Annotated in this window: 10 protein-coding genes and 2 tRNA genes; 1 reads left to right on the top strand and 11 read right to left on the bottom strand. The window is 37.1% G+C overall.

Features of this window, described 5'->3' with window-relative positions:
* Window positions 1-12 precede the first annotated feature (12 nt).
* Window positions 13-813 (bottom strand): bifunctional hydroxymethylpyrimidine kinase/phosphomethylpyrimidine kinase, encoded by an 801-nt coding sequence (thiD, locus tag BM157_RS03375; RefSeq protein ID WP_055306161.1) that lies wholly within the window; start codon window positions 811-813, stop codon window positions 13-15.
* Between the two features lie 222 nt (window positions 814-1035).
* Window positions 1036-1120, bottom strand: a tRNA-Leu gene (locus tag BM157_RS03380).
* Window positions 1121-1386: 266 nt separating this feature from the next.
* Here BM157_RS03380 and BM157_RS03385 point away from each other — a divergent pair.
* Window positions 1387-1469 (top strand) — tRNA-Leu (locus BM157_RS03385).
* 171 nt (window positions 1470-1640) lie between these two features.
* Here the strand turns inward: BM157_RS03385 and BM157_RS03390 are convergent.
* The 9 genes from BM157_RS03390 to BM157_RS03430 all read right to left on the bottom strand — a co-directional run bounded on the left by BM157_RS03390 (window position 1641) and on the right by BM157_RS03430 (window position 11567).
* Window positions 1641-2198, bottom strand: a complete 558-nt coding sequence (locus BM157_RS03390; RefSeq protein ID WP_443974422.1) for a peptidylprolyl isomerase — start codon at window positions 2196-2198, stop codon at window positions 1641-1643.
* Between the two features lie 87 nt (window positions 2199-2285).
* The gene (locus BM157_RS03395; protein WP_022502630.1) at window positions 2286-2522 is read right to left on the bottom strand and encodes an HPr family phosphocarrier protein; all 237 of its coding nucleotides are present in this window, start codon (window positions 2520-2522) and stop codon (window positions 2286-2288) included.
* Window positions 2523-2727: 205 nt separating this feature from the next.
* Window positions 2728-3315: a ribosome biogenesis GTP-binding protein YihA/YsxC gene (gene yihA / locus BM157_RS03400; RefSeq protein ID WP_022502629.1), complete on the bottom strand. Its 588-nt coding sequence runs from the start codon at window positions 3313-3315 to the stop codon at window positions 2728-2730.
* 21 nt (window positions 3316-3336) lie between these two features.
* Window positions 3337-5691 (bottom strand): endopeptidase La, encoded by a 2355-nt coding sequence (lon, locus tag BM157_RS03405; protein WP_349153328.1) that lies wholly within the window; start codon window positions 5689-5691, stop codon window positions 3337-3339.
* A complete protein-coding gene (gene clpX / locus BM157_RS03410) occupies window positions 5688-6959 on the bottom strand; it encodes an ATP-dependent Clp protease ATP-binding subunit ClpX (protein ID WP_055306163.1) in 1272 nt (423 codons plus the stop codon). The genes lon and clpX overlap by 4 nt, the downstream gene beginning before the upstream one ends.
* A 237-nt stretch (window positions 6960-7196) precedes the next feature.
* Window positions 7197-7778 carry an ATP-dependent Clp endopeptidase proteolytic subunit ClpP gene (clpP, locus tag BM157_RS03415; protein ID WP_022207568.1) on the bottom strand — a complete coding sequence of 194 codons (582 nt, stop codon included), beginning with the start codon at window positions 7776-7778 and terminating at the stop codon, window positions 7197-7199.
* 174 nt (window positions 7779-7952) lie between these two features.
* Window positions 7953-9242 carry a trigger factor gene (gene tig, locus BM157_RS03420; protein WP_022502626.1) on the bottom strand — a complete coding sequence of 430 codons (1290 nt, stop codon included), beginning with the start codon at window positions 9240-9242 and terminating at the stop codon, window positions 7953-7955.
* Between the two features lie 130 nt (window positions 9243-9372).
* The gene (locus BM157_RS03425) at window positions 9373-9798 is read right to left on the bottom strand and encodes a hypothetical protein (RefSeq protein ID WP_055306165.1); all 426 of its coding nucleotides are present in this window, start codon (window positions 9796-9798) and stop codon (window positions 9373-9375) included.
* Between the two features lie 284 nt (window positions 9799-10082).
* A complete protein-coding gene (locus BM157_RS03430) occupies window positions 10083-11567 on the bottom strand; it encodes a glutamate synthase subunit beta (RefSeq protein ID WP_090139937.1) in 1485 nt (494 codons plus the stop codon).
* Between the last annotated feature and the right edge of the window lie 22 nt (window positions 11568-11589).

Genomic DNA, 11589 nt, shown 5'->3' on the forward strand with positions numbered 1-11589 from the left:
ATCCACACCATTTTACTTATCAAGCACATACATATGATTAAGAGGACCACTTCCCTTACCTATGTTAAGTCCAGCCTTAAGAGCACCTGTTATGTATTCCTTCGCCCTTGCAACCGACTCCTTAACACTATACCCTTCTGCTATATTACATGCAATAGCAGATGACAGCGTACAGCCTGTTCCGTGTGTATTAGGATTATCTACTCTTTCTGCCTCAAACCAGCTTGTTCCAATCTCTGTATACAGATAATCATTAGCACAATTAATGGAATGTCCGCCTTTTACAAGAACTGCCGGTCCTTCATCATTAATATTTATCTTTTTATAGATGATTTCTGCCGCTTTTTCCATATCATATCTGTCATTAATAGTTATACCTGACAGACTTTCAGCTTCTGGAATATTAGGTGTTATAACTGTTGCAAGCGGCATAAGCTTCTTAATAAGCACTTCCTCTGCTTCTTTAGTGATGAGCTTCTTACCACTTGTTGACACCATAACCGGATCTAACACAATATTAACCGCTTTGTATTTTCTTAATTCTTCTGCTATCTCCTCTACTATGTATGGTTCAGACACCATTCCAATCTTTACCGCATCTGGTCTTATATCCTCAAATACCGCATCTATCTGGCTTGCTGTAAAGCCTTTCTTACAATTCATTATTCCATATACGCCCGTTGTATTCTGTGCTGTAAGTGATGTAATAACACTCATTCCATATACACCGTGTGCGGCAAATGTCTTTAAATCTGCCTGTATTCCAGCACCTCCGCTACAATCACTTCCCGCTATTGTCAATACTTTTTTCATAATATCCTTATTTCCTTATTTATCATTTTTTATATTTTACCAATTAATATTCTGTGTAATATATTATTATTTTCCTATAAATACACTTAACCTTTTATATAAGACACTGATGCCTTTGCATAAACAGATATTTTCATAATCACAATCTGCATACATATTTACTTTCTATATCTATATATTGATATAGAAAAAGGGAAGCCTGACCAGCTTCCCTCAATAAAGTGCAGTCGGCGGGACTTGAACCCGCACCCAAGCAATATGGACTAGATCCTTAGTCTAGCGCGTATGCCAATTCCGCCACGACTGCTTATTTAGTTAATCGCTGTTTCCCAACGACTTGATTATATTATCATCTGCGTAACACTTTGTCAACTGCTTTTTACAATTTTTTCAATTATTTTTTAATTCGTCTTTAATTTTGTTGTATAACTGTCACTTTTTAAAAATAATATTAAATCTATCTTCAAATTCTTACTATTGATTTTTAATCTTTTTTAAATTAAGTGTGTCTGCTAACTAGTACTTCTTTATGCCTTGACAAAATCCCTGCCTTAGAATACAATAATATAGTTAGCGGAAATGTCGGAATGGCAGACGAGCAAGATTCAGATTCTTGTGTGGGTTACCACGTGTGGGTTCAAGTCCCATTTTCCGCATTAATTAATATTTTTAAAGGTGTGATAAGATTAATTCCTATCACACCTTTTTTTACATTTCATATTTACAATTGTAATCAAGACCTGTAACACAGGTTATTACAATTGTTACCCAAATCTATAACTCTGGTTATTACAATCCATTGTTATTTCTATAATCCGATATTATTCCTAATCAATAACTGCTATCTTAGTTATAACCGGCTGGTTATTCTTAGCAACCGTACCATTGTCATCTGTTGCCTTAACATTGGCACATATCTTATCTACAATATCCATACCATCTGTTACATAACCAAAACAGGCATAATTACCATCAAGGTATGTACTGTCTTTATGAACTATAAAGAACTGTGAACTTGCACTGTCATTATTACTTGAACGTGCCATTGAGATTGCTCCTCTTGTATGCGAGAGATTATTCTCAATTCCATTATTGCTGAACTCGCCCTTTATCTTATTATCCGAGCCACCTGTTCCATTGCCAAGTGGATCACCACCCTGTATCATAAAACCTTTGATTATTCTATGAAATGTAAGTCCATCATAAAATCCATCATTAGCAAGATTAATAAAATTAGTCACTGTAATAGGTGCCACGTCAGCATCTAATTCCACATTAATATCACCATAATCCTGCACTGTAATTGTAACGTGATGTTTTCCTGATAAAAGATTATCCTCTTCTTTAGTCTGTGTCTGGCTGTCAGCAGCTTTTCCACAGGCCATTAAAGACACTGATAACATCATTGCAATTAATATACTTAGTATCTTCTTCAATTCTTTCTCCATTCCAGTCCAAGAAATTCTGCTTCCTTAATACTGCATAAATTCGTTAATATCTCTTAACACATCTTCAATCTCACTCTCGCCGCCATTAACTGTCAGCTGGAGTGGTCTGCTTATATCAAGGCTGAATAATCCAACAAGAGACTTACCATCAACACAGCTATTGCCACATTCGACATCGAATCCACACGAATATCTGCTTATTTTGCTCACAAATCTTTGAACTTTCTCAACTGAATCAAGTAAAATTGTTACTGTCAACATATACTAATAATCCTCCTGTAAATTATCCTACAATTCTTCAAATGTAATTAATCAACCCACAACACCAACAACTATACTACTTTTCATAAATAATTACAACCAGTTTAATATATCTGTCACTGCGATTATCTGACTTTTTATAATATTCCAGCTGTTACTTTTTATGCCATACCAGTTGTTACTGCATAATGTGCATCTTTAATAATTACTGCCCGATGTAGCCCTCTATTGTATTCCACAGTTCATCAAGCCCCTGCTTTGTCTGTGAAGAAAATGGTATGAGTATATCATCTTCTTTAAGACCAAGACCTGCTCTTACAGCTTTAACGTGCTTTGCTATCTGGCTTCTCTTTAATTTATCAAGCTTTGTTGCAATTATAACCGGTCTGAAGCCGTTATCAACAATCCAGTTATACATCATCTTATCATTCTCTGATGGGTCGTGTCTTATGTCAACTAATAAGAACACCTGCTTTAGATTAGCAGACTGTCTTAAATATTTCTCTATCATCTTACCCCATTTTGCCTTTACCGCAGGACTGGCATTGGCATAGCCATATCCCGGAAGGTCAACAAGATACATCGCATCATTAATATTGTAGAAATTAATAGTCTGTGTCTTACCAGGCTGTGACGATGTTCTTGCATATGATTTTCTATTCATAAGAGCATTAATCAAAGATGACTTACCAACATTTGATTTGCCCGCAAATGCTACCTCTGGAAACTCTGTATCTGGTATAGCACTTGTCACACCTATTACTATATCAAGATTAACCTTTTTAATTACCATATTTATCCTCATTTCTATGCTCTATAATACAAGTGCATTATTAAGAACCTCTGACATATCCTTTACATATACAAGTTCTAAGCCGTCAGTTATCTCTGCATCTAACTCTTCTACATCAGATACATTTTCTTCTGGCACAAGCACTTTCTTCATACCAGCAAGCTTGGCCGCAAGAAGCTTTTCCTTAAGCCCGCCTATTGCAAGTACCCTTCCTCTAAGAGTCACCTCGCCTGTCATAGCGACATCTGGTCTTACCGGTATACCTGTAACTGCCGACAACATAGCCGTTGTCATTGTCACTCCTGCTGATGGACCATCTTTAGGAACTGCTCCTTCTGGTATATGAAGATGAAGCATATGTTCATCAAAATACTTCATATCAACTTTATATTTTCCACTCTCAGTAATAGCTCTCACATAAGAATACGCAATCATAGCAGACTCTTTCATAACATCTCCCATATTGCCTGTGAGCCTCAAATCATCACTTCCCGGCATTGCATTAACTTCTATTTCAAGAGTTTCACCACCAACGCTTGTCCATGCAAGTCCTCTTACAATTCCTACCTGTGGCTTCTTGTATGCTTTGTCAGTCTTATATTTAATATTGCCAAGATAATCAGTCAAATTCTTGTCCGTTATTCTTATGCACACCTTGACTTCTTTGTTTCTTGTGCCATCAGCATTAAAAACTCCTGCCTCATACAGCTTGGTTACTGCTTTTCTGCATATTTTGGCAATCTGTCTTTCAAGCTCCCTCACACCTGACTCTTTAGTGTAACCAAGAATTATATGCTTTAATGCTGAGTCTGATATCTTTAAAAGTGATGTGGCAAGCCCGTTCTTACGAAGCTGCTTGCCAACAAGGTGTTCCTTTGCTATATGAAGCTTCTCATTAACACTATAGCCAGATACTTCTATAATCTCCATTCTGTCAAGCAGCGGTCTGCTGAGTGTTGATAAATCATTAGCCGTTGCTATAAATAATACCTTAGATAAATCTACAGGCATTTCTATATAATGATCCGTAAAATGTGAATTCTGCTCGCTGTCTAACACTTCCAGAAGAGCCGAGGCTGTATCTGATTTATAATCATTGCTCACCTTATCAATCTCATCAAGAAGCATTAATGGATTGGCTGTTCCTGCCTTCTTTAAACCCTCTATTATTCTTCCCGGCATTGCACCGACATATGTCTTTCTATGTCCTCTTATCTCTGCTTCATCTTTTACTCCGCCAAGACATATCCTTACATATTCTTTATTAAGGGCAGCCGCCACCGAACGTGCTATTGAAGTCTTTCCTGTTCCCGGAGGTCCTGCAAGACATAATATCGGAGCATCTGTATTAGAAGTTATATTTCTTACAGCAAGTGCCTCTATTATTCTGTCTTTAATATCTTTCATTCCATAATGGTCATTATCAAGCACTTTTCTTGCATTAATAATATCATTGTTATCCTCTGACATATTATTCCAAGGAAGTTCAAGACAATTCTCAATATATGTTCTTTCAACATTGACCTCTGATGAACCCTTAGATAAGTTCTTAAGCCTTTTTACCTCCTTATGAAGCTTATCCTTTACTTCATCAGAAGCATTAAGCTTATCTATCTTTTCTTCTAATTCATTAGTTTCAGAATATTCATCCTGCCCAAGCTCCTTATTAAGAATTTCAAGCTGTTCTTTTAATATATATTCTCTCTGGTTCTCATCTACTTTAGCCCTGACTTTACCAGATATTTCTTCTTTAATACTATACGCTTGCGTCAGCTCTATAAGTATCCCTGCAATATATTCATACATATCAAGTATATTATTCATCTCAAGGAACTTCTGACGGTCAGTATATTCCATAGGAAAATCACAGATTACACTGCTCATAAGTTCTCTGGCATTGTCAATCGCCAGCCAGTGATTAAGCATCTCCTTATTACATCTTGGATTAGCAGCCGCATATTGTCTTAATAATTCATTCATTCCAATGACAATAGCTTTATCTGATACTTTATCCGTTTCTTCTATAAATGTACTGCACTCCTGTACATCTGCATATATGTAATCACCCTCAGTATTAATGTCTGCGGCTACAGCCTTCTTAAGTCCCTCAACCTGCACTCTTACTAACTTATTAGGCATTCTTATAACCCGCTTAACAGAAGCTATAGTTCCTGTCATATATAAATCTTTAGCTGTAGGACTTTTAACTGCTGAGTCGGTCTGTGTCAACAGCAGCACCTTCTCATCATTTTCCATAGCAGCTTCTACTGCTTTAATTGATATTTTTCTGCTTATATCAAAATGTATGACCATGTCGGGTAACACGGTCATACTTCTTAACGCAATTACTGGTATTGTAATCATATTCATATTTATTGTGCTTTCTTAACTTCATCAGTTCTATACTCTATAACAGGCTTTCCTGTTCCCATAACTGCATCCTTAGTTATTGTACATCTTGCTATCGTTTCATCAGATGGCACTTCATACATAACTTCGTTCATAACAGCTTCTAATATAGAACGTAATCCTCTTGCTCCAGTCTTTCTTTCAAAACTCTTATGTGCAATAGCCTTAACTGCATCATCATCGAATTCCAGATCCACTTCATCAAGGCTTAATAATGCCTTATACTGCTTAAGTATAGCATTCTTAGGTTCTCTAAGAATTCTTACAAGTGACTCCTCATCTAATGAATCAAGTGCAACAACAACAGGTACTCTTCCTACAAATTCAGGAATAAGACCGAACTTAATAAGATCCTGTGGAAGTGCCTTATGGAACATCTCTCCAACATCTTCAGTTGCTGTCTTATCTTTAATCTGTGAATTAAATCCGATTGTACTCTGATCCATTCTTGCTTCTATAATCTTCTCAAGTCCGTCAAAAGCACCACCACATATAAAGAGAATGTTAGTTGTGTCAATCGGAATAAGCTCCTGCTGTGGGTGCTTTCTTCCTCCCTGTGGTGGAACAGAAGCAACAGTTCCCTCTAATATCTTAAGAAGTGCCTGCTGTACGCCCTCGCCGGATACATCTCTTGTTATAGATACATTTTCCGACTTCTTAGTTATCTTATCTATCTCATCAATATAGATAATTCCATATTGTGCCTTTTCAACATCATAATCAGCCGCCTGAATAAGCTTTAATAAAATGTTCTCTACATCCTCACCTACATAACCTGCTTCTGTAAGTGTTGTAGCATCTGCAATTGCAAATGGTACATTAAGAAGCCTTGCAAGATTCTGGGCAAGAAATGTCTTACCTGAACCTGTAGGTCCTAACATAAGAATATTACTCTTCTGAAGCTCTACATCGACATCTTTGGCTGATAATATTCTCTTGTAATGATTATATACAGCAACTGATAATACCTTTTTGGCCTCATCCTGTCCAATCACATAATCATCAAGAAATTCTTTAATTTCTTTAGGTTTTAAAAGGTTGATATTCATACCCTCAGCATCTTCCTGAATATCTTCCTCATTTTCAAATTCTTCGTCAAGAATGTCAGCACATATTCCTACACACTCATCACATATATATGCCCCATTAGGGCCAGCTATAAGCTTCTTAACCTGATCCTGTGTTTTATTACAGAATGAGCATCTTAGCTTTTCATCTACATTTCTGCCTGCCATACTTCCTCCACAATTACTATAACAGCTTTATACACCTGATTAACAAATGTATCCACTGTATTATTGTCTGAACAAAGAGTCACTTTGTGACTCTTTGCGCGCCCATGTGGGCACGCAAGTGCATCTTCATCTCCACATGGGTCGCATCCCCGCGGAGCGTTTTTACTTTATAGGAAATGCAATTTCCTATAAAGTAAAAAACGGGACTGTGCGAAAAGCTACAGTCCCGTTAAGCAACTATCTCTTTTCAACAACACTATCAATCAAACCATATGCAACAGCTTCCTGTGCAGTCATATAATTATCACGTTCTGTATCTCGAGAGATTTCTTCTACTGATTTACCTGTATTAGCTGCAAGTATTTCATTCAATTTGTTTCTTGTCTTTAAAATGTTCTCTGCAACTATTCTGATCTCTGTTTCCTGTCCTCTTGCACCACCTGATGGCTGATGAATCATAATCTCAGCATTAGGAAGAGCAAGTCTTTTGCCTTTAGTTCCGCCTGAAAGAAGAAATGCTCCCATACTAGCTGCCATACCAATACAGATTGTAGACACATCGCACTTAATGTACTGCATAGTATCATATATTGCAAAACCTGCAGACACAGAACCACCTGGGCTGTTAATATAAAAATGTATATCCTTGCTTGGATCTTCTGCTTCAAGGAATAACATCTGCGCAACCACAAGATTTGCAGACACATCTGTAACCTCTTCACCTAAAAAAATAATTCTGTCTTTTAACAAACGTGAATAAATATCATAAGATCTTTCTCCACGGCTGTTCTGTTCAATGACATAAGGTACAAAACTCATCTTAATCCTCATTTCTGCGCACAGATTATATAACATATTGCGCATATAAACCTGTGTCAAGTGCGCACTGACACAAATTCCGCATACAGACAGGCAATAGCTGCTTATATGCCGTAGCACACAGGCAGCCTGCACTTAAATCCGTCTATATTGCTTTCGTATATTAAGTATTAATTACTTTTCTACTACTGAGTTAACGATAACATCAACAGCCTTCTGGATTGCGATATCTTCCTTAATCTGCTTTTCTTCGTATTCACCCATAAATTCTTTAACTTTTTCGATTTCCATCTTGTACTGCTCAGCCATCTTGTTAAGCTCATCCTGGAATTCTTCTTCTGAAGCTGTAAGACCTTCTGCCTTAACAACTGCTTCAAGAACAAGTCTTGACTGAATTCTCTTAACTGCTTCTGGCTTCATATCTTCGATAATCTTCTCAGCAGTTACACCTGTATACTGGAAGTACTGTTCTACTGATAATCCCTGCATCTGTAATCTCTGAGCGAAATCTTCTAACATTCTGTTAACCTGTGTGTTAACCATAGCTTCTGGAATATCCATCTTAGAAGATTCGATAATCTTAGCGATTGCTTCGTCTTCCTTCTTAGCCTTAGCTTCGTTAGCCTTACGTTCTGCTATTGTCTTCTTTAAATCATCCTTGTATTCTGCAAGTGTATCAAAGTCAGATACGTCCTGAGCGAAATCATCATCAAGTTCTGGAAGAACCTTTTCCTTAATCTCGTTAACCTTTACCTTGAACATAGCTGGCTTACCCTTTAATTCTTCAGCGTGGTATTCTTCTGGGAATGTTACGTTGATTTCTTTCTCATCACCAATGTTCATACCTATAATCTGCTCTTCGAAATTATCAATGAATGAATGTGAACCGATTGTAAGTGGATAGTTCTCACCCTTACCGCCTTCAAATGCTACACCATCAACAAATCCTTCAAAGTCAATTGTTGTCATATCGCCATCTTTAACAGCTCTGTCTTCAACAGTAACAACTCTTGAATTCTTATCCTGAACCTTCTTTAATTCTTCTTCAACATCAGCATCTGTAACTTCTGTATCACACTTCTCTACTTCTACACCCTTGTACTGTCCAAGTTCTACTTCTGGCTTAACAGCTACAACAGCTTCAAATATGAAAGGCTTTCCAGCTTCAATCTGAACTACATTAATCTTAGGCTGTGAAACTATCTCTAATTCGCTTTCATCTGCTGCCTTAGCATAAGCATCAGGAATAATTGCATTAGCTGCATCTTCGTAGAAGATTTCTGTTCCGTAAAGCTTTTCTACCATCTTTCTTGGAGCCTTGCCTTTTCTGAAACCAGGAACACTAATCTTATTCTTATTCTTATTAAAAGCTGTATTAAGACCTGCTTCGAATTCTTCAGCTGTAGCCTCGATTACAAGCTTGACCATATTCTTTTCTTCCATATTCTCAACTTTAAAACTCATTGTTAATAATTCCTCCTTAAATATATATATGAAGTCTCTTTTCTATTCGTACAATGTACATACTAATGAATTGTATCACATCAGGTATTAATTTGCCAATATATTTTTTATAATTTATATTTATTTATGTTTATTTTAATATTTCGTCCTTGGCATCAACTTCTTCCTTTGCATTATTATCATCATAATCATTCTTGCAGAAGAAGAACTTTCTTGTAGCAAATAACACACATATAGATAATACACCTAATGCTGTGTTAAGTGCCGAATCATGATGTGTAACCATCTCCCTTGCTATTGCAAACATAAGCACTTCAACAACTGTTGCCGGCGTATGCTGTGATAACATCTTAATAAGCTCAACTCCAACCGCCAGCGTCATTATATCTGCAACAAAAGTTTCAAAGAATTCCACTGGTGCACTATCAAACATTCCACCAAGATCAAACACAAACCTCACACACATAACTGCAACGACAACCACAAGAATTGCCGATATTATCCATTCAAGTATATTGCATACTTTTCTGAATATTCCATTTACTTTGTTCTTCATATATCTCTGACCTTTCTATTTATTTATTCATATTCCATTACTGGTATCCAAACCCGCAGTTTAGTCCAATAACCTGAACAACACTCATCCCTGCAATATATAAATTTAATTATATATCGAATTACAGGCTTTAATTTAAACAATATTAAGTATACGAAAAAATCCCACATATAGCAATACAACTTCACTTCAAAAAGCCCACAAAGACCATACGCTAGTCTTTGCGGGCTTCTTACTTATTTTAATAGTTTTATAAAATGTAATCTTTACTTACAGACTAAGAATTACAGATTAGTATATCCCATAAGATACTTATCAACTTCCCTAGCGCAGTCCCTGCCCTGTCTGATAGCCTTTACAACAAGTGACTGGCCTGTGTGGCAGTCGCCGGCAGCGAATACTCCTGCTACATTAGTAGCGAACTTGTCTACATCTGTCTTTATGTTAGTTCTCTCATTAACCTCAACACCAAATGCATCTGTAAGATACTTCTGTGTTCCAAGGAAACCAGCAGCTATAAGAACAAGCTCACAAGGAAGTTCTTTTTCTGTTCCCTCAACCGGAACCATCATTCTTCTTCCTGTCTTCTCATCAACCCTAGATTCAAGCTGGACAGTTACAACCTTTTCAAGATTGCCCTTCTTATCCTTCTTAAATTCCTTAACTGTTGTTGTATATATTCTTGGGTCGTGTCCAAATACTGCTATAGCTTCTTCCTGACCATAATCAGTCTTGCAGACTAAAGGCCACTGTGGCCAAGGATTAGTATCTCTTCTTACATCTGGTGCTTTTGGCATCATTTCAAGCTGTGTTACCGACTTACAGCCGTGTCTTATACAAGTTCCGACACAGTCATTACCTGTATCACCACCGCCAATTACAATAACATTCTTATCTTTGGCACTTATATACCTGCCATCTGTAAGATCTGAATCAAGAAGACTCTTAGTTGTAGCTGCGAGGAAATCTACTGCAAAATGTATTCCATTGGCATCTCTTCCAGGTGCATTGATATCTCTAGGATTAGAAGCACCTACAGCAAGCACAACAGCATCATAATCTTCCATTATCTTCTTAGCTTTAATATTCTGTCCAATATTAGCTTCTGTTATGAATTCAATTCCTTCTTCCTTCATAACATCTATCTTTCTGTCAATTATATGCTTTTCAAGCTTCATATTAGGTATTCCGTATCTTAAAAGACCGCCTACCCTGTCAGCTCTTTCATATACTGTCACAAGATGACCTCTCTGGTTTAACTGGTCTGCTACTGCAAGTCCTGAAGGGCCTGAACCTATTACAGCAATTCTCTTTCCTGTTCTTGCCTTAGGTGGCTTAGGACCAGCAAGTCCATTGGCATATGCATGCTCAATTATAGCCATCTCATTTTCCTTAGTACATACTGGATCACCATTAAGTCCACAGGTACAAGCCTTCTCGCAAAGTGCAGGACATACACGGCTTGTAAATTCAGGAAAATTGCTTGTCTTATGTAATCTGTTATAAGCCTGCTCCCAGTTGCCCGTGTATACAAGGTCATTCCATTCAGGAATAAGGTTGTTAAGAGGACAGCCACTTGTCATTCCTTTTATATTCATACCTGACTGGCAGAATGGCACGCCACAATCCATACAGCGGGCACTCTGGCATCTCTGCTCAGCTTCTGAAAGTGGTGTATGAAATTCATTAAAATTCTTTATTCTTTCTTTTGGTGAAACTGCTTTAGCTTCCACACGTTCATATTCTAAAAATCCAGTTGGTTTTCCCATGATTATCTCCTTTCAAATACAC

Source organism: [Lactobacillus] rogosae (assembly GCA_900112995.1).
In the GTDB taxonomy this organism is placed as follows: domain Bacteria; phylum Bacillota; class Clostridia; order Lachnospirales; family Lachnospiraceae; genus Lachnospira; species Lachnospira rogosae.

Bases quoted from the DNA above. Each gene is read 5' to 3' on its own strand.
- BM157_RS03430 (WP_090139937.1), bottom strand. From the start codon at position 11,567: ATGGGAAAACCAACTGGATTTTTAGAATATGAACGTGTGGAAGCTAAA.
- tig (WP_022502626.1), bottom strand. From the start codon at position 9,242: ATGAGTTTTAAAGTTGAGAATATGGAAGAAAAGAATATGGTCAAGCTT.
- BM157_RS03425 (WP_055306165.1), bottom strand. From the start codon at position 9,798: ATGAAGAACAAAGTAAATGGAATATTCAGAAAAGTATGCAATATACTT.
- BM157_RS03390 (WP_443974422.1), bottom strand. From the start codon at position 2,198: ATGGCCTGTGGAAAAGCTGCTGACAGCCAGACACAGACTAAAGAAGAG.
- clpX (WP_055306163.1), bottom strand. From the start codon at position 6,959: ATGGCAGGCAGAAATGTAGATGAAAAGCTAAGATGCTCATTCTGTAAT.
- clpP (WP_022207568.1), bottom strand. From the start codon at position 7,778: ATGAGTTTTGTACCTTATGTCATTGAACAGAACAGCCGTGGAGAAAGA.
- yihA (WP_022502629.1), bottom strand. From the start codon at position 3,315: ATGGTAATTAAAAAGGTTAATCTTGATATAGTAATAGGTGTGACAAGT.
- BM157_RS03395 (WP_022502630.1), bottom strand. From the start codon at position 2,522: ATGTTGACAGTAACAATTTTACTTGATTCAGTTGAGAAAGTTCAAAGA.
- thiD (WP_055306161.1), bottom strand. From the start codon at position 813: ATGAAAAAAGTATTGACAATAGCGGGAAGTGATTGTAGCGGAGGTGCT.